Source organism: Brevibacillus sp. AG162 (genome assembly GCF_006715575.1).
GTDB lineage: Bacteria > Bacillota > Bacilli > Brevibacillales > Brevibacillaceae > Brevibacillus > Brevibacillus brevis.
This window is the reverse complement of the sequence record NZ_VFNO01000001.1, coordinates 516,260-533,197: the sequence shown is the minus strand read 5'-3', so window position 1 is coordinate 533,197 and position 16,938 is coordinate 516,260. Positions and strand designations below refer to the sequence as shown.

18 protein-coding genes are annotated in these 16,938 nt (G+C 49.2%); all 18 read right to left on the bottom strand.

The window, feature by feature from the left end; translation table 11 throughout:
• Window positions 1–13: 13 nt before the first annotated feature.
• Complete coding sequence (locus tag FB479_RS02555) at window positions 14–391, bottom strand: YraN family protein (protein WP_106653413.1); 378 nt, start codon at window positions 389–391, stop codon at window positions 14–16.
• Window positions 388–681: an EscU/YscU/HrcU family type III secretion system export apparatus switch protein gene (locus tag FB479_RS02550; RefSeq protein WP_106653412.1), complete on the bottom strand. Its 294-nt coding sequence runs from the start codon at window positions 679–681 to the stop codon at window positions 388–390. The genes FB479_RS02555 and FB479_RS02550 overlap by 4 nt, the downstream gene beginning before the upstream one ends.
• Window positions 678–2,570 (bottom strand): hypothetical protein, encoded by a 1,893-nt coding sequence (locus tag FB479_RS02545; RefSeq protein WP_142062107.1) that lies wholly within the window; start codon window positions 2,568–2,570, stop codon window positions 678–680. The genes FB479_RS02550 and FB479_RS02545 overlap by 4 nt, the downstream gene beginning before the upstream one ends.
• Window positions 2,571–2,610: 40 nt before the next feature.
• Complete coding sequence (locus FB479_RS02540) at window positions 2,611–3,387, bottom strand: ribonuclease HII (RefSeq protein ID WP_106653410.1); 777 nt, start codon at window positions 3,385–3,387, stop codon at window positions 2,611–2,613.
• A gap of 85 nt (window positions 3,388–3,472) precedes the next feature.
• On the bottom strand, window positions 3,473–4,366 hold the full coding sequence (gene ylqF, locus FB479_RS02535; protein ID WP_007719698.1) for a ribosome biogenesis GTPase YlqF: 894 nt from the start codon (window positions 4,364–4,366) through the stop codon (window positions 3,473–3,475).
• A 28-nt stretch (window positions 4,367–4,394) separates the two neighbouring features.
• The gene (gene lepB / locus FB479_RS02530; protein WP_142062105.1) at window positions 4,395–4,958 is read right to left on the bottom strand and encodes a signal peptidase I; all 564 of its coding nucleotides are present in this window, start codon (window positions 4,956–4,958) and stop codon (window positions 4,395–4,397) included.
• 135 nt (window positions 4,959–5,093) lie between these two features.
• Entirely contained in the window at window positions 5,094–5,441 is a 348-nt protein-coding gene (gene rplS, locus FB479_RS02525) for a 50S ribosomal protein L19 (protein ID WP_015891886.1), read from the bottom strand.
• Window positions 5,442–5,608: 167 nt separating this feature from the next.
• Window positions 5,609–6,340: a tRNA (guanosine(37)-N1)-methyltransferase TrmD gene (gene trmD, locus FB479_RS02520; protein WP_142062103.1), complete on the bottom strand. Its 732-nt coding sequence runs from the start codon at window positions 6,338–6,340 to the stop codon at window positions 5,609–5,611.
• Between the two features lie 12 nt (window positions 6,341–6,352).
• The gene (gene rimM / locus FB479_RS02515; protein WP_106653407.1) at window positions 6,353–6,880 is read right to left on the bottom strand and encodes a ribosome maturation factor RimM; all 528 of its coding nucleotides are present in this window, start codon (window positions 6,878–6,880) and stop codon (window positions 6,353–6,355) included.
• Complete coding sequence (locus tag FB479_RS02510; RefSeq protein WP_255438251.1) at window positions 6,877–7,344, bottom strand: YlqD family protein; 468 nt, start codon at window positions 7,342–7,344, stop codon at window positions 6,877–6,879. The genes rimM and FB479_RS02510 overlap by 4 nt, the downstream gene beginning before the upstream one ends.
• Before the next feature lie 56 nt (window positions 7,345–7,400).
• A complete protein-coding gene (locus FB479_RS02505; RefSeq protein WP_007719711.1) occupies window positions 7,401–7,628 on the bottom strand; it encodes a KH domain-containing protein in 228 nt (75 codons plus the stop codon).
• Window positions 7,629–7,651: 23 nt separating this feature from the next.
• Entirely contained in the window at window positions 7,652–7,924 is a 273-nt protein-coding gene (gene rpsP / locus FB479_RS02500) for a 30S ribosomal protein S16 (protein ID WP_047067992.1), read from the bottom strand.
• A 113-nt stretch (window positions 7,925–8,037) separates the two neighbouring features.
• Window positions 8,038–9,450 carry a signal recognition particle protein gene (gene ffh / locus FB479_RS02495; protein ID WP_047067995.1) on the bottom strand — a complete coding sequence of 471 codons (1,413 nt, stop codon included), beginning with the start codon at window positions 9,448–9,450 and terminating at the stop codon, window positions 8,038–8,040.
• Window positions 9,451–9,460: 10 nt separating this feature from the next.
• Window positions 9,461–9,799, bottom strand: coding sequence for a putative DNA-binding protein (locus tag FB479_RS02490; RefSeq protein ID WP_106653406.1), 339 nt, complete (start codon window positions 9,797–9,799; stop codon window positions 9,461–9,463).
• Between the two features lie 142 nt (window positions 9,800–9,941).
• Window positions 9,942–10,949 (bottom strand): signal recognition particle-docking protein FtsY, encoded by a 1,008-nt coding sequence (gene ftsY, locus FB479_RS02485; RefSeq protein WP_106653405.1) that lies wholly within the window; start codon window positions 10,947–10,949, stop codon window positions 9,942–9,944.
• A 45-nt stretch (window positions 10,950–10,994) separates the two neighbouring features.
• Complete coding sequence (smc, locus tag FB479_RS02480; protein ID WP_142062100.1) at window positions 10,995–14,567, bottom strand: chromosome segregation protein SMC; 3,573 nt, start codon at window positions 14,565–14,567, stop codon at window positions 10,995–10,997.
• A gap of 259 nt (window positions 14,568–14,826) precedes the next feature.
• Entirely contained in the window at window positions 14,827–15,513 is a 687-nt protein-coding gene (gene rnc / locus FB479_RS02475) for a ribonuclease III (protein WP_026043146.1), read from the bottom strand.
• Window positions 15,514–15,567: 54 nt separating this feature from the next.
• Window positions 15,568–16,809, bottom strand: a complete 1,242-nt coding sequence (gene fabF / locus FB479_RS02470; RefSeq protein WP_106653403.1) for a beta-ketoacyl-ACP synthase II — start codon at window positions 16,807–16,809, stop codon at window positions 15,568–15,570.
• Window positions 16,810–16,938 lie beyond the last annotated feature (129 nt).

Here is a 16,938-nt window from a genome sequence, read left to right as displayed (position 1 = left end):
GAGCCCGTTTTTCCTAGAACGCACTCTCATAATGCTCAATGACCGGCTTCATGAAGTCTCCACCTTGCGTTGATGTACCGGTGTAAATCGCGATGACATCAAAACGAAAGGCCGGGATTGGCTGTGAGGTTTTTTGCAAATATTCGATGGCAAGCTCACGCAGCTTCTGTTTCTTCTTCCACGTAATGGACTCGCCCGCTGTTCCAAAAAATTGGCTGCTCCTCGTTCGAACCTCAATGAAAACCAAGCAATTTCCGTCTAGAGCAATCAAATCCATTTCCCCACGTTTTGTTCGAACATTTCGATCGACAATGCGGAAACCCTTGTTCACTACATAGCTTTCAGCAAGCTGTTCTCCTCTTTGACCAAGAAGGCGGCGGCGATCGCTCATGATTTGGTTCCTCCGCCTTTATCGATGCGATAGACAAAAGCAAGGATTTCTGCCACAACTTGATACAGCTCCGGAGGAATTTGTTGATCCAAATCCAGCTTGCCCAAAACCTCTACAAGTGATGGGTCCTCTTGTACGGGTATATCATGCTCCTTTGCTGTCTTCAGTATATTGTCAGCCACGTACCCCTTGCCTTTTGCTACAATCTTTGGCGCTTCCATGATACCCGCCTGGTATTTTAGCGCAACTGCCTGTTTGCGTTTTTGTTCTGAAGAGGATGGTGGCTTCATACGCGAAGGTCAACCCCTTTATAGTCAGCCAAGATGGGGCCTTTGGTTTGAATCGGGCTTGTTGACTTGCCGCGCTCGGCCGGGACAGGCTGGACCCGCATAGCCGATAGATGGTAACCGACGTCCTGTAATTGGTCAGCAAAACGATCCTTGGACCCTTGAATGAGTGCTTCCACCCATGGTGTATCGTTAAAAATTTGCAGGTTAACAATTCGATTCACGATACTTACATCAATCATGGTTGTCCCCATGCTTTGGAGTTCCAAATGAAAGAATAGACGGCAGTTCTCCGGATCAAGCTGGCCAGAGCCTTTCTTTTTCGACTCAATTTGGACGAAAGCCGTCTCATCCCCTTCACCTTGGCGAATCGGAATTTGCATCACAATTTGAGACAAAGCTTGGTTAGCGGGCTGTACCATCATCAACTGTTGCCCGGTCACTTGTTGCAGCAGTTGATCTGCAGCTTCACGCAAGGCGGTTGGAATTGCTTGAGCTGGCGCTTGACTGATTTGGAGCAAGAGGGATTTGACTGTATCCATCTGCTTTAATGAATGGGAATCGATCGCCCCTTGTGAAAATGCCTGTCCCATCAATTCTCTCTCGTGGGTTACGCCTAAATGACGAAACAATTCAGCAATCGGGTTAGCAGCTGTGGCTCCATTTACCGCACCAGATGCTTGAGACACCATTTGTGGCATGACTTTTTGTCCCGCGTCTGTCACTACGGTCCTTTGCTCTGCCGTCTGCTTGTTTTGGATCGACTCCTGATTCATCTGTGTTGACTGAGGAATAGGCAAGGACTCATTTCGAGCAATTTTTGACTCGACGCTTGCACCACTGGTCTGGTTCGACACCAACTGATTACTCTTACCAGTCATGGCGTTTTGCTGCGATTCCACCTGCTTACCGGCGGTGTTTGGTGCAGGTACTGTCTCAGTGGAAACAGATGACGAAACAGCTTGTGATGGCGATGGTATGGTACTGAAAGCCTGTGTTGATGATTGGGGCGATGTCTGCACTTGCGATGAAGGCTGACCGCTCTGCGCAGGCAGAGGCTGAGTCTGGCTTCCTCCAGTCGCGTTTTGCGAAGCACCTTGATTGGGCTGATTCCCTTGTGGCATTTGTTTGACCGCCAGTCCCTCGTCTGTACCATCGTTGCCCTGGATAAGGAAAGAGAGTCCCGTCAACTTTTCTTTTAACTGACTGACAAGCTGTTTGACATCTCCCGTTGCTGCATTAGCTTGTCCGGGTACTTGCTGTGATTGGCTTTGAGGCACCTGCCCTGTCGTCTGGGAAGGCTGGCCCTCTCCCTCTAAAAAGAGCGAGGCTTGCTGCAGCAGGTTTTGTATGAGCTGCCCCATTGGCTTGTCCGATAAAAAAGCCTTGAGCCCTGCGATTGTATCGGGAGACAGTGGCAAATTTCGTTTCATGGCAGTCAGGAATGCCTCGATAGTGGCATTGTCTACGCCTAATCTCCCAGCAACGGCTGAAAAAGCTTGTATGGTTTCCTTATTCACAGGAAGATTGGCACCAAGCAGAGCTTGCACGATTGCTTTGTTCTCTTTTGTATCGGCAATCCCTAGTGAACGCATTAGCCCTTCTAGAGATGCTTCTTTTCCAGCTCCGTCCCCAACGCTTTCCAAAACCTTCAACGTGACGACACCTGTTGATGGCTGGACTTGCAGCCAAGCTTTCTGGCCCGGTTCCAGACTTGCTTCCATTTTAGCCTGAACCTGCATTCCCCCGACTTGTACGAGCGCCATATTGTCCGGGTAATGCTTGATTACCGTGCCTTTAAACACTTGACCGGGAGTAAGCTCAACCGGCTTCGGAGCGGATATGGGTGCTTTTTGCACGAATGATTGAATAAGTTGCGACGGGGAAAACATGCAGATCCTCCTCCTGTAGCTCGTATGTTACTAGCACTTTTTAGGCGTGTTCTTTTACGCCAGTAAATGTCTTCCGATGAATCGGCGTAGGTCCAAATCGAGCGATTGCTGCCAGATGCTCAGGGGTGCCGTAGCCTGCGTGTTTGTCAAAGCCATAGGCTGGATATTGTTCGGCATACTGCGCCATCAATCGATCACGGGTGACCTTCGCTACGATCGATGCGGCTGCAATCGAGACACTCTTGGCATCTCCCCCAATAATCGGAACCTGCTCGCAATCCATTCCGGTTAGCTGCACAGCGTCAATCAGTAATGCATCTGGTGCTTTACCTGCCTGTTGGATCGCCAGCTTCATCGCCTCTTTTGTAGCAGCTAATATATTGATCGCATCAATTCTTGCTGCTTCGACAATTCCGATTCCCACAGCAAGTGCATCTCTTTGAATGATTTCGCAAAAAGCCTCCCGGGTGGATACGGGTATCTTCTTCGAGTCATTCAGGCCTGGCAAGTAAAAATCCTTGGGCAGGCACACGGCACACGCGACAACTGGACCAGCCAATGGACCTCTTCCGACCTCATCAACCCCGAATATGTACTGATGCCCCTTCTCAAACATCGCTTTCTCATAGACGGTCATGTCAGCCCACATCTGTGCGAGCTTTTCTTGACGCGCAATCGCTGCTTCCATCTGCTTCGCCAGAGCCTGTACACCCGCTCTTTTATCTTCTTTCAGCAATTGTAAAAAATCTTTGGGTACCTCGTCCAACTTTTCCATCGTCACTCGTATTTCTTTTATCGACATATCCGCTAGATTCATTGACTCATTTCTCCTTACCGATCCTCATAGTAAAAACCTGCCTACCGTATATGTCGATAGACAGGTTTTTGATGGCTGGAAAAGCTTATTCTGGAAAAGATACCGGCTTACCAATCGGTTCGTCCATTTCCCAGTCAATCGGGCGCTCGACAGAGATCGTTCCCAGCTTGCCGGAACGCAGCTCACGCAGGAAAATTTCCGCTGCCTTGTCGTAGTCGATATTTCCGCCAGAAACGAGGCATCCACGCTTCTTCCCGATTTCTTCGAGCATTTCTACTCGATCCTCAGGCAATTCTTTTAGCTTGAAGCGTTCGATCAGGCGTTCCGGATAGTAGTGCATCATGTAGCTGATGACAAATAATGCTACCTCCGTAAAATCGATGAGCTCGTCTTTAATTGCCCCACTTGCCGCCAATCGCAGACCTACCATCTGATCTTCAAATTTCGGCCAAAGAATACCAGGCGTATCGAGAAGCTCCAGTGTATCGCCCATTTTTACCCATTGCTGCGCCTTGGTTACTGCCGGACGATCACCTGTTGCCGCTACCGAGCGCTTGGACAATCGGTTAATGAGGGAAGACTTGCCGACATTGGGGATTCCCAAAATCATGATGCGGATGGCACGCCCTTGCATCCCCCGCTCACTGCGCTTTGCCAGCATGTCAGCAGCTAGCTCCTTACACATTTCTGGGAGCTTGCTGACACCTTTTCCACTGAGAGCATCAATCGGCAATGTGCGAATGCCTTGTTTGCGAAAATAAGCAATCCACTCATCTGTTGCCCGTTCATCCGCCAAATCTGCTTTGTTAAGTAATATCAAACGTGGTTTATCACTGACAATCTCGTCAATCATCGGATTACGGCTGGAAAGCGGCAGACGTGCATCGAGAAGCTCAATGACTACATCGATTAATTTCAGCTTTTCCGTTACTTGACGACGTGCTTTAGCCATATGGCCAGGAAACCATTGGATCGTCATGATGTCTCACCTACCTTGAAGCTTTGCGTTATCTAGTCAAGCGAATTCCCGCAACCGGCCAAAATGTAAACTCAGCTCTACCAACAACCGTACTGACGGCAACAGGACCGATGGCTCTGCTGTCATGACTGTTCAGCCTGTTGTCGCCCATCACAAAGATATGGTCTGCTGGTATTTGGACCGGGGGAAAATCGTGGGTAAAGAACGGCTCTCCCTGCTGCTTCGCTTGTTCTTTTAATTGTGTAAGATACGGTTCCTCTACCACTTTGCCATTGACCAGCAGCTGATCGCTTTTAACCTCAACTGTATCACCCTCAACAGCAATGACTCTCTTGATGTAATCCCGTTCCTTTTCAGCATGGAACACGATGATTTCACCAGGCTTCGGATCTTGCAAAAAGTAAATAGCTTTGTTCACAACTAATTTTTCGCTGTTATGTAATGTACTTTCCATGGATTCGCCTTCTACAATAAACGGGGCGAACAAAAAGGTACGAATGAGAAACGCCAAGACTAAAGCGATCCCAAGTGCCTTTATCCATTCCCATAGTTCATTTTTCTTCTTATGACTGGAGGTAATTTCTTCGCTCATGACTTACGATCCTCCCATGAGAACTCGTCCAACCTTAGCTGTAACATATGTCAAGATGAACTATTTTATTTCAAGATCGCTAAATGGAAAAAAGAGGCCTGGCAAGCAGGCCAGTCCTCTTTCTAAGCGTTACGCTTATCGACGAATTTCTTTAATACGAGCTGCTTTACCTACGCGATCGCGCAGATAGTACAGTTTCGCACGACGTACTTTACCATGACGCACGATTTCGATCTTGTCGATCTTAGGCGTGTGTACTGGGAATGTACGCTCAACACCTACGCCGTAAGAAATCTTACGAGCTGTAAATGTTTCGCTGATACCTGTACCGCGACGGCGAATGCATACGCCTTCGAACAGCTGGATACGCTCACGCTGACCCTCGATAACCTTAACGTGTACACGAACAGTGTCACCAGGTCGGAACGCAGGAATGTCCTGTTTCAATTGCGCTTTTTCCAGTTCACGGATAATTTGGTTCATTTGAATTTCCTCCTTCCGATAGACGTTCTTACTCGTCTAACCCATAGGTCCAGCCGCTTAGGCTGCGTTACGAGTAGCGGACCGCCTTAGTCAGCGGGCAAAATTGCCACAAGAAGTATATTAACACAGTGGCTACAAAACTACAAGGTTCTTCTCCTATTTGTGCCCTACTTTTTTTCTTGCTCCAATTCAGCCAATAGCTTTTTCATTTCATCTGTCAGCGCAAGCTTTTCCAACAAATCTGGACGCCGTGCTTTTGTTCGACGCAACGATTCTTTTAACCGCCAGCTTTCAATATTGGCGTGGTGACCCGACAACAATACGTCTGGCACCTTCCAGCCGCGAAACTCAGCCGGTCTTGTGTAATGAGGGTATTCGAGCAGTCCTGTTGAAAAGGAATCCTCAACAGCTGACGTCTGGTTGCCCAACGCCCCTGGTTGCAAACGAACGACACTGTCAATGACCACCATCGCCGCGAGCTCTCCCCCAGTCAGGACGTAGTCGCCAATCGAGATCTCATCCGTGACGAGATACTCCCGAATTCGCTCGTCGTACCCTTCATAATGACCGCAAATGAAGACAAGGTGCTCTTCTTGCGCTAACTCCTCTGCAAGCTTCTGATGATAAGGCACACCCTGTGGACACATCAGAATCACTCGGGGCTTTTTCTCTCCTGTCAAGGCTTCTACGGCCCGGAACAACGGCTCTGGCTTCAAAACCATTCCACCGCCACCACCATAAGGGGTGTCGTCTACCGTACCGTGCTTGCTCTCAGAGAAATCACGAAAATTGGTGACGTGAAAATCAACCAGTTCTTTTTCGCTTGCCTTTCCCAAAATGCTGCTGGACAAAACACCTGTAAACATCTCGGGAAAGAGCGTAAAAATGTCGATCCGCATCTGAAGTTCCTCCTACAGCAAGCCTTCCATCAGATGGCAGACCACACGTTTGTTTGCGATGTCCACTTCCTTAATGCAGTCATCGATATACGGCAGCAAGATTTCTCCGCGTTTTCCCTTCACTACCCATACATCGTTTGCTCCCGGCTGCATGACATCCACGATTTTCCCCAGTTCTTCGCCCTCATCGGTTACGACGACGCAGCCGACGAGCTGATGAATGTAGAACTCATCCTCTTCTAATTCCATCAGCGCTTCCTCTGGAATTTTCAACTCTCCGCCCTTGTACTTTTCGATATCGTTAATATGCTCATAGCCTTGAAAGCTCACAATCTCAAAATTTTTATGCGAGCGACGAGAAGCGATTTTCAATTTGAGCGGCTCACTGAGTGTCGGATGGAACAAGTACAGCTCATTTCCTTTGCGAAAACGCTGGTCTGGAAAGTCAGTCGTTGGTGTTACACGTACTTCACCACGCAGGCCATGCGTATTAACCAGTTTGCCTACCCCGTAAAAACTATTTTGGCTCAACGTGTTCATTCCTCCTTTTCTTTGTTCCCATTTTTCATTTGTAGTCGAATCTCATGCACCAGGCCATCTTTTATCATGATTTCCGTTCCGGACATAATTTCATCCCATACATCGCCCTCTTGAATCGTGACAGGGCTTTGGACAGTCTGGTAATCGATCTCGCTTCCCTCTGAGAGATTTTCTACCTGCTGGAGGGTATATGTCAGGTGATCTATCTTTTCCTTGCGCCGACGCTCTTCCTGCGCGATTTTTTCCTGCGCCAACGCATATGTATCCGCAGACTTTTTCTTCGCCTCGGTTAATAGCTTTTTCGATTGAAACTGCCACTGCTCCCACTCTTTACGCTGCAAACGAAGTCGTTGGCTATACTGATCAATGAGAGCAGCCCGTGATGCTTCCGTAATGATCAGTTTAACCTGTACCGTCCGAAATATAGTAAGCACCTTCGCCACTCCTTTCGGAAAAACCATCATGGTTGATGAGCATCCTGGATACTAGAAAAAAGACTGGGAAAGCTCCCAGCCTTTTCTCATACAATTTCAACCGTGACACGCTTGTCCGTTTCCACGGATGCGGCGATCACGACCGTGCGCAGGGCTTTCGCGATTCGACCTTGCTTGCCAATAATCTTCCCCATATCATCAGGGTGTACCGACAATTCAAAGACGAGAGTTCGCTCTTTGTCCACTGCGTTAACACGAACCTCATTCGGATGATCGACGAGAGCTTTAGCGATCGTTTCGACCAGCGCTTTCATCATCAAACCTCCAGATGACCGACTTATTTGCCGTATTTGGTTTCGTGTACTTTTGCGAGTACGCCTTCTTTGGAGAGAAGGTTACGAACGGTGTCAGTTGGAGCTGCACCATTCAGGATCCATTGTACCGCTTTGTCGGTATCAATTTTCACCACTGCCGGTTGAGCAACCGGATTGTAGTAACCGATTTCTTCAATGAAACGGCCATCGCGTGGGGAACGGGAGTCAGCTACTACTACACGGTAGAAAGGAGCTTTCTTGGAACCCATACGCTTCAGACGGATTTTTACTGCCATGTTGTGTCACCTCCTGTATTAATCAACGCTAGAAGAGCATCTGCGTTGGTGCTACTATATCTGAACCATCGCGGCCAGCTGACAAGTCAGTGTCGCGAAGAGATCATGCCTACTCACTTGAACGGTGGCTTGAAGTTAAAAGGGAAGTTCATCCCGCCCTGGTTGTTGCCTCCGCCTTTTCCCATGAAAGGTAATCCGAAGCCTTTTTTCTTCGACTTCTTGACCATCTTGTCAGCAGCGCCTGAGAATTGCTTCATCATCTTTTTCATTTCCTCGAACTGCTTGAGGAAGCGATTGACTTCTTGAATACTCGTTCCGCTTCCGCTTGCGATGCGCTTGCGACGGCTGGCATTCAATAAATCAGGATTCGCGCGCTCTTGTTTGGTCATGGATTTGGCGATCGCTTCAACGCGGGCAATCTGCTTCTCATCCACGTTCATTTTGCCCTTCATCTTGTTCATTCCTGGCAGCATGCCGAGAATGTCTTCAAAAGGACCCAGGTTGCGAAGCTGCTGCATGGAATCCAGGAACATGTCGAAGGTAAACTCACCTTGACGCATTTGGCGTTCCATATCGCGTGCTTTGTCTTCATCCACGGATGCCTGTGCTTTTTCAATCAGGCTGAGTACGTCACCCATACCCAAAATACGGGAAGCCATACGATCCGGATGGAACGGTTCGAGCGCATCCAGCTTTTCACCCATCGCCGCGAATTTGATCGGCTTGCCAGTGACAGCTTTGACGGACAGTGCCGCACCGCCTCGGGTATCACCGTCGAGCTTCGTGAGAACCACACCAGTCAGTTCGAGCTGGCTGTTAAAGCTCTCTGCTACATTGACGGCATCCTGACCTGTCATCGCGTCCACGACGAGCAAAATCTCATCGGGCTTGGTTACTTCGCGAATTTGCTTCAACTCATCCATCAGCGCTTCGTCAATATGCAGGCGACCTGCGGTATCGATAAGGACTACGTCGAGATGATTCGTCTTCGCGTGTTCAATCGCTTGGCGAGCGATATCGACAGGACTGACTTGATCACCGAGAGTGAAGACGGGAACATTCAGTTGATCCCCTAAAACCTGAAGCTGCTTGATCGCAGCAGGACGGTAAATGTCTCCCGCTACCAGAAGCGGCTTGCGGTTTTGCTTTTGCAAGTACTTGGCCAGCTTACCAGTTGTGGTCGTTTTACCTGCCCCTTGCAGACCTGCCATCATGATGACGGTCGGCGGGCGGTGCGCCATCGTGAGCTGAGCGACGTTGCCACCCATCAGAGCGACCAGCTCTTCGTTCACGATCTTGATCACCATTTGACCAGGCGTCAGGCTTTTCATGACTTCCTGACCGACTGCGCGCTCCTTGACACGAGCAACGAAGTCTTTTACCACTTTAAAGTTAACGTCTGCTTCCAGCAGGGCCAGACGGACCTCACGCATCGCTTCATTCACGATGGTCTCGTCTATTTTCCCTCTGCCGCGCAGTTTGTCAAACGCGTTTTGCAGCCGATTGGCTAAGCTCTCAAACGCCATGCGAGCCCTCCTAATCCATCTCTGACAGTTGGTGGAGCAAAGTGTTCAGCTCGTCTCTTGTCTCGCTCTCCGAAAGCTCATTTACAAGTTCGGTCATGCGATTCAACACGTCCATGCGCTTTTCATGACGCTCAGCGAGGCGAAGCTTCTGATCGTATTCAAACAGTTGCTTCTCTGCCCGCTTAATATGATCATAGACAGCTTGGCGGCTGACCTCATGCATCTCGGCAATTTCTCCGAGCGATAAATCGTCCAGATAATACAGCTCAAGATATTCTCGCTGCTTGCCCTTGAGTAGCGGCGCGTAAAAGTCAAACAAGAGATTAACTTGATTGGTCTTTTCTAACATGAAACCAATCCTTTGCTATGAGGTACTCGTTTCAAACTGTAAAGACTTTTTCTTTACAGCACGTAGATTATAGTACCTAATTCCACACCTAGTGTCAAGCTTTTTTATTGACATCATTTTTATATCCTCGAAACACTATGTTTTACGCGTTTTCCTGCTGTTCTGTTTCATCTTTTTGGATCAATCCAGCAAACAGCGCGTGAACAAATTGCTCGGGATCAAACTGCTGCAAGTCATCCATTCTTTCACCCAAGCCGACGTATTTCACCGGAATGTTCAGCTCGTTGCGAATCGCAATGACGATACCGCCCTTTGCTGTACCATCCAGCTTGGTCAGGACCAAACCTGTTACACCAGCAGACTGTCCAAACGTTTTCGCTTGTGAAAGCGCATTTTGCCCAGTCGTAGCATCCAAAACTAGCAAGACCTCGTGCGGAGCTCCTGGCAATTCGCGCTGCAATACGCGGTGAACCTTCGCCAGCTCTTCCATCAGATTGACTTTGTTTTGCAAACGGCCTGCCGTATCGCACAACAGCACATCGACCTGTCGGGATTTCGCTGCCTGAATCGCATCGTAGATCACGGCAGCTGGATCAGAGCCTTGCTGCTGCTTGATTACGTCAACTCCTACACGCTCTCCCCAGACCTCCAGCTGTTCAATAGCTGCTGCACGGAATGTGTCACCTGCTGCCAGCAGCACTTTTTTATTTTGCTGCTTGAACATATGCGCCATTTTACCGATCGTAGTCGTTTTCCCAACTCCGTTAACCCCTACGAACAAAATGACGTTCAGACGACCGTCCTCTACATTCAGAGTCGTATCCGCAGCATCATCATTTTTCAAAAGGGCAACCAGTTTTTCTGAGAGAATGGGCTGCAGGTCGATCGCATTCTCGATTTTTTGCTTGCGCACCTCTGTCCGCAAGTCGTCAATGAGCTCCATCACGGTATTGACGCCCACATCGGACGTAATCAAAATTTCCTCTAATTCATCGAAAAAGTCATCGTCGATCTTTTTGTAGCGACGTACCAGATCCTCTACTTTTTCTACTAGCAGGTCTCTCGTCTTAGCCAAGCCATCCGTAAACTTCTGGGTGACCTCTTCGGACTTTTGGACAATAGCATCACGAAGGCGCTTGAAAAAACTCATGTTCATCTTCCTTTGCGGGTAGTATCAATTGAATGGCAAATCCGATTAAGAGGCAGATTCGATAAACTTGTCACTGTCCTCCAGCTTCACGGAGACGAGTTTGGACACGCCGCCCTCCTGCATCGTGATACCGTATAGCACATCTGCGCTCTCCATTGTGCCTTTTCTGTGTGTGACGCAAATGAACTGTGTCTGGTTGCTGAAATGGTGCATGTACTCGGCGAAACGGTTAACGTTTGCCTCATCCAAAGCGGCTTCTACCTCATCCAATACACAGAATGGCACTGGCTTCACACGCAGGATGGCAAAAAGCAAGGCCATTGCAGTCAAAGCACGTTCGCCCCCGGACAAGAGCGCAAGATTTTGCAGCTTCTTGCCAGGTGGCTGCGCCACGATATCGATGCCCGTCTCAAGCAGGTTGTCTGGGTTGGAGAGTACAAGATCTGCGCGTCCTCCTCCAAACAGTTGGACAAACACGTCGCGGAATTGCTCCGAGATCGCATCAAATGTTTCTTTGAAGCGGCGCGACATCTCTGCGTCCATTTCTTGGATCACTTGATAGAGCATGTCTTTTGCTTCATTCAAATCAGCTTCCTGCGAGCTTAAGAACTGCTGACGCTCGGACAAGCGCTCATATTCCTCAATCGCGCCAAGATTCACAGTGCCAAGTGCCCCAATTTGCTTTTTGAGACGATTGACCACTTGTGTCTCTTCCTGAATCTCGCCACGTGCCGGATATTTTTGCTTCGCCAGGTCGTAGCTCATTTCGTATTCTTCGGAGAGTTTATTCAACAAATGATCGAGCTCTACCTCGTTGCGGTTGACTTTTACTTCTTCCTGATGAAGCTTTTCCTCGAGTGATTTGACCTCGCGGCGGATTTCCTTCACCTGCTGTTCCACTTGCTCCTGTTTGTAAAAGAGAGTCGCCCGCTCACTTCGCCGCTCTTGAATCAAGCCAGCTACACGGTCTTTATCCTGACGCAATTCGCTAATGCGCTGATCCAGCTCAAGCCCGGATGATTCGTTCGTACGCTCCAGCTCATCAAGAGATGCCAAGTTCGCGTTTTGTTCTTCCCATTCGCGCTGCAATTGGCTCTTTTGCTCCAGCAAGCGTTCGGTTTGCTCCAAGCGAGATTGATACTCTTGCTTGACCTGGGCATTCAGTACTTTGAGACTTGTTATTTTTTGATTCATTTCTTCTTTGGATTCGAGCTGCTCTTGGCGTTTCGCCTCTGCTTCTGCAATACGCTCACCTAGCTCTTTTTCCTCTTGTTCCATGGCGGTCAAAGAGGCTTGCAGCTGCTCTTGCTTGCGTTTGGCTTCTTCCATCTCGCGGCGATAGCCTTCAATATCTTGTTCAACAAGCTTTGCCCGCTCGCCCAAGGATCTGCCTTCCGATTCTTTTTGCTGCAAGAGCCCTTTTACTTCCTGTTCTTTCAGTCGCAGACTCTCGCCTTCTGTGCGCAGAGCTTCTTGCTCGTTCTGCATTTGCGCCATTTCCTTCGTCAACTGCTCCATAAGGGTAGTATGCCCAGAAATTGCCTGGTCGATTTCTACCAGCTGCGCTTCCAGCTCTTCTGATTGACGGTTGCGTCCAAGCAGGTTCGTGCTGTTCTTTTTCAAGGCCCCCCCTGTCATGGAACCACCAGCATTCACGATATCGCCTTCCAGCGTCACGACACGATAGCGGTAGCCAAGCGTACGGGCCACACGGTTTGCCTGCTCCAGCTTTTCCGTAATAATGACGTTGCCCAGAAGACTTTCGAGGATGGGTCGGTATGCTTCCTCAAAGGTCACGAGCTCACTCGCGATTCCGACGACTCCACTCTCCGCCTCCAGCAGGCGCTTATCACTTGCCTGCAAGGTGCGAGGACGGATGACATCAAGCGGTAGAAAAGTCGCCCTACCTGCATTGTGCTGCTTCAAGTGAGCAATGGCTGCGCGACCGGATGCTTCGTTGTCCACGACGACGTTTTGCAGTGCGCCACCCAATGCGACCTCCATCGCTGTCTCGTATTGCTGTGGCACGACAACGAGCTCAGCGACCGCTCCATGGATTCCTTTGAAGCCACGCTCGCGTGCTTTCAAAATTTCTTTTACCCCTTGCTGAAACCCTGCGAACTCCGACTGCATTTCTTTTAACAGGTCAAAACGCGACTTCGCTGCTTCCCGCTTTTGTTCCCAGTGGCGCAGCTCTCGACGGGCTGTTTCTAGGCGGGCTTGTCCTTCGCGCATGCCCTCGACCAGCTCTTTGTATCTAACGCCGGTTTCTTGAATGGTAGAAACGATCTGCTCCAGCTGATCTTGGAGCTGGCTCAGCTGAGCTAGTCGCTGCTCTTCTTCTTCATCGAGCTGTTTTTTTCCAGACAATTGACGTTCAACTCTGGCCTCGCTTGTCTTGAGAAGCTGCTCTTGATGGCGATTTTCGTTGCGCAGATTCGCCATTTCGTTGAGCTTTTCGAAGTAATCACTCTTCAAACGCTCTACGTCATCTGTCAGTGATTGCACCATGGAAAAAAACTGACCTTCTGCTTCTTGCAGCGAAGCGTGGGCTTCGGTCATTCGGCGATCCGCTTCCTTGGCCCGCTCTTGTTCTTCTGCCAGTTCTGCCTCAAGCCCGTGCTGCTTCTCGGTAATCCGATGCATCTGCTCCATCGTCTGCTGACGATTGGCATTGAGATTGCGCATACGCTCCCGCAATACCTCACGTTGTCCTTCGACTTTCTCGGTCTCTTCACTGACTGTCAAAAGTACTTGTTGCAGTTCTTCGATAGATTGGTCAATTTGGGTGACATGAAAACGCGCCTGCTCCAAATCAGCTTCTTGCTTGGATGCTTCGGTCGTTTGTCCGATTAACAGGTGCTTGAGTTCCTCTACGCGTCCTGTGGCTGTTTCCCACTTCGTATGAGCTGCTTCAATTTGCTGCACATAAAGGGCTACTTCATGCTCAACCAGTTGGCGATGAAGCTCCTTGTACGTCTTGGCCGTTTCTGCCTGCTCCTGCAAAGGTCCGATCTGCTCCGTAATCTCACTGACGATATCGTGAATACGCACCAGATTTTGCTCGGTGTCATCGAGCTTTTTCTCAGCCTCGCGCTTGCGTGTTTTGTATTTGACGATTCCGGCTGCTTCTTCAAATATTCCACGGCGATCCTCTGACTTGGTACTGAGAATTTCCTCAATTTTACCTTGACCGATAATGGAATACGCTTCTTTACCCAGCCCGGTATCCATGAACAGCTCCATGATGTCTTTTAGACGGCAGGATCTGTTGTTTATGTAGTACTCACTGTCACCAGAACGATACACTCTGCGGGTAACGGATACCTCCGAATATTCCACATCGAGCGAACGATCTGTATTGTCCAAGGTGAGTGTCACTTCTGCGAAATTCACTGGCTTGCGCTTGTCACTGCCGGCAAAAATAATGTCTTCCATTTTCGCTCCACGCAACGACTTCGCGCTCTGTTCCCCCAGCACCCAGCGGATCGAATCAGAAACGTTACTTTTCCCACTTCCATTCGGTCCCACTACGGCTGTTACCCCTGGTACAAATTCCAATTCCGTGCGATCGGCAAAGGATTTGAATCCAGCCAGCTCCAGGCGTTTCAAATACATACGTACGGTCCTCCTTAAGAAACCATCCAAGACTGCCTGCCAAATTGACAGATTGAAAACATGCAAGGATCGGATGGTACCCGAAAAGAAGCCCCTGCATCGAACAGGAGCTACCTACTACGAGCCTACTTGGTCATCTGTAGGTAAGTGTATCATAGATAGCGGTCATCTCGCAGTATTTTCCCTATGTTTCCCACCCGTAAGAAAAAAGCTGCACCATCTTGTAGCAGATGATGCAGCCCTTCTCGCTGACGAGTGATTATTTATCCCCCAGCTTGACCAATGCTCGTGCAGCAGCTTGCTGTTCCGCTTCTTTTTTGGAGCGGCCAGAGCCGATGCCAAGCGAACGATTGTTCAAAAGCACCTCAGATACGAATTCTCGATTATGAGCTGGTCCTTTTTCTTCTACAATTCGGTAATGGATGTCTCCCAGATTGTCTTGTTGAACAAATTCCTGCAACTGGCTCTTGAAGTCGGTTACCTGGGCAAACTCTCCCTTGTCGATGCGCGGGTACACGTATTTTTCCATAAAGGAAAAAACTGCGTCCAACCCCTGATCTAAGTAAAGCGCACCTACAAACGCCTCAAAAACGTCCGCTAGCAAGGCTGGTCGCTGACGTCCACCTGTCAGCTCTTCCCCTTTTCCCAGCAATACGAGATCGCCAAAATTCAACAGTTCAGCAAACTTGACGAGAGAAGGTTCACAGACAATGGCTGCACGCAGCTTCGTCATTTCCCCTTCACTCATCTTCGGAAAAGTTTTATACAAAAACTGGGAGACCGTCAACTCCAACACAGCATCCCCCAAAAACTCTAGCCGCTCATTGTCTGATATTCGTTTGCCGCGTTGCTCGTTCACGTAGGAAGAATGGGTGAATGCCTGCCGCAAAACACTTTCATCGCGAAAGCGAAAGCCTATCGTTTCTTGCAGCTGTGCAAAATTCATCACCCTCACCACCATTCCAGGAGACTGCCTACTTTTTCTATCAGTAGGGCTCATTTATGCTTCGTATCGCTTCAAGACTATCGATGCATTGTGACCGCCGAATCCAAATGTATTGGAAACAGCCACATTGACGGTCGCCTTGCGCGCATGGTTCGGAACATAGTCCAGATCACATTCTGGATCCGGGTTTTCCAAGTTGATTGTTGGAGGCAGTATTTGATCACGCAGCGCATATGCCGTCGCGATTGCCTCGACACCGCCAGTAGCACCCAGCAAATGGCCTGTCATCGATTTGGTCGAGCTGACAGCCAGTTTGTATGCGTGCTCGCCAAACACACTCTTGATCGCTTGTGTTTCTGCGATGTCTCCTTGGTCAGTAGAAGTACCATGTGCATTAATGTATTGGACTTCCGTTGGGTCAACGCCAGCGTCTTTCAGTGCGCTTGCCATGCAACGCGCTGCCCCTTCGCCACCGGGAGATGGAGAAGTAATGTGATGAGCATCTGCACTCATTCCGTAGCCAATGACTTCCGCGATGATGTTTGCTCCACGTTTTTTCGCATGCTCAAGCTCTTCCAGAATCAGAACACCAGCACCTTCGCCCATTACGAAGCCATCGCGATCTTGGTCAAACGGACGGCTTGCTTTTTGCGGCTCATCGTTTCTGGTGGACATCGCTTTTGCTGAGCAAAAGCCTGCAAATCCCATTGGACGCACCGTTGCTTCTGCTCCGCCTGCGATCATGACATCAGCGTGATCGAACTGGATCAGACGCAGTGCATCACCGATTGCATTTGTACCTGTCGCACAAGCGGTAATCGCGCTGGAAGTTGGTCCTTTTGCACCGTATTGAATGGATACTGCACCAGACGCCATGTTCGCAATCAGCATCGGAATAAAGAACGGACTCACACGACGCGGTCCTTTTTCCAACAAGACGGAATGCTGTTCTTCCCATGTAGTCAGACCACCGATTCCGGACCCGATGTATACACCCACTCGTTCCGCATTTTCTGGCGTGATCTCCAGTTTTGCATCTTCTACAGCCATTTTGGCGGCAGCTAATCCAAACTGAACGAATCGGTCTGTACGTCGGATATCTTTCTTGTCCATATACTGTTCAGGATCGAAGTTTTTCACTTCGCCTGCAATTTGTGTTGGATAATCAGAAGCGTCAAAGGCAGCCACACGGTCAATGCCTGATTTTCCTTCCAGCAAGCTGTTCCAAAAAGTCTGCGCGTCATTCCCTACTGGAGAAACGACACCAACGCCAGTAATCACCACTCTGCGTTTCATTGCAATCACCTCTATATGAAAGTCAGCAGTCAGCTTCTTACATTCACTGCATGCAAAACGTGTATTTGTTTGGATAATGTACAGGTGGCTATTGAAGGAGAAGTCCCGTATGGTACGGGACTTCCAACA

Coding starts and splice junctions, on each gene's coding strand:
- rpsP (WP_047067992.1), bottom strand. CDS start 7,924: ATGGCAGTAAAAATCCGTCTGAAGCGTATGGGTTCCAAGAAAGCTCCT.
- FB479_RS02510 (WP_255438251.1), bottom strand. CDS start 7,344: ATGATGGTTTTTCCGAAAGGAGTGGCGAAGGTGCTTACTATATTTCGG.
- ffh (WP_047067995.1), bottom strand. CDS start 9,450: ATGGCGTTTGAGAGCTTAGCCAATCGGCTGCAAAACGCGTTTGACAAA.
- rplS (WP_015891886.1), bottom strand. CDS start 5,441: ATGAACCAAATTATCCGTGAACTGGAAAAAGCGCAATTGAAACAGGAC.
- FB479_RS02550 (WP_106653412.1), bottom strand. CDS start 681: ATGAAGCCACCATCCTCTTCAGAACAAAAACGCAAACAGGCAGTTGCG.
- ylqF (WP_007719698.1), bottom strand. CDS start 4,366: ATGACGATCCAATGGTTTCCTGGCCATATGGCTAAAGCACGTCGTCAA.
- FB479_RS02490 (WP_106653406.1), bottom strand. CDS start 9,799: ATGTTAGAAAAGACCAATCAAGTTAATCTCTTGTTTGACTTTTACGCG.
- rimM (WP_106653407.1), bottom strand. CDS start 6,880: ATGAACACGTTGAGCCAAAATAGTTTTTACGGGGTAGGCAAACTGGTT.
- lepB (WP_142062105.1), bottom strand. CDS start 4,958: ATGAGCGAAGAAATTACCTCCAGTCATAAGAAGAAAAATGAACTATGG.
- rnc (WP_026043146.1), bottom strand. CDS start 15,513: ATGAATTTTGCACAGCTGCAAGAAACGATAGGCTTTCGCTTTCGCGAT.
- trmD (WP_142062103.1), bottom strand. CDS start 6,340: ATGCGGATCGACATTTTTACGCTCTTTCCCGAGATGTTTACAGGTGTT.
- FB479_RS02540 (WP_106653410.1), bottom strand. CDS start 3,387: ATGAATCTAGCGGATATGTCGATAAAAGAAATACGAGTGACGATGGAA.
- FB479_RS02555 (WP_106653413.1), bottom strand. CDS start 391: ATGAGCGATCGCCGCCGCCTTCTTGGTCAAAGAGGAGAACAGCTTGCT.
- smc (WP_142062100.1), bottom strand. CDS start 14,567: ATGTATTTGAAACGCCTGGAGCTGGCTGGATTCAAATCCTTTGCCGAT.
- fabF (WP_106653403.1), bottom strand. CDS start 16,809: ATGAAACGCAGAGTGGTGATTACTGGCGTTGGTGTCGTTTCTCCAGTA.
- ftsY (WP_106653405.1), bottom strand. CDS start 10,949: ATGAGTTTTTTCAAGCGCCTTCGTGATGCTATTGTCCAAAAGTCCGAA.
- FB479_RS02505 (WP_007719711.1), bottom strand. CDS start 7,628: ATGAAAGCGCTGGTCGAAACGATCGCTAAAGCTCTCGTCGATCATCCG.
- FB479_RS02545 (WP_142062107.1), bottom strand. CDS start 2,570: ATGTTTTCCCCGTCGCAACTTATTCAATCATTCGTGCAAAAAGCACCC.